The 433-nt window shown below is 67.9% G+C and carries 1 protein-coding gene; it reads right to left on the bottom strand.

Features of this window, described 5'->3' with window-relative positions:
• A partial coding sequence (locus ACU8YC_RS28245; protein WP_446896428.1) for a ThiF family adenylyltransferase occupies positions 1 to 433 on the bottom strand: 433 nt, incomplete at both ends.

Here is a 433-nt window from a genome sequence, read left to right as displayed (position 1 = left end):
GTCCTCGTAGGCCGCCGGATCCTGCCTGCGGAGGCTCTCGGCTTCCAGCATGCCGTCCGTGTAGAGGCCCCGGCCCCGCAGGCTGGAGCGTCCGGGTTGCAGGTAGTGGACCGAGCCGCAGATCTGCCCGATGCCCCCATGTCCGTCGGCGTCGAGCATCACGCCGACATCGAAGTAGGCCAGGCCGTAAAAGGTCGCGAGCCGGTTCAGCAGATCACGCCCCTCGACGCCGTCCATGCATCCGAAGACGACGTCGCAGGTCGAGATCGCATGCAGGGCGGCGGGGTGGGAGAGGTCGTGGGCGAAGGCCTCGACCCGCGAGCCCAGGCCGAGCCGTTCGACGAAGCCGGCGAGCACCTCGACCTTCGGTCGTCCGATGTCGCCCCGCGTCGTGTTGACGATGCGATTGAGGTTCTTCTCCTCGACCTTGTCC

This window comes from Citrobacter sp. VF227, assembly GCF_052950715.1.
The sequence above is the reverse complement of the archived record's forward strand: the minus strand, read 5'-3'. Positions and strand labels throughout refer to the sequence as shown.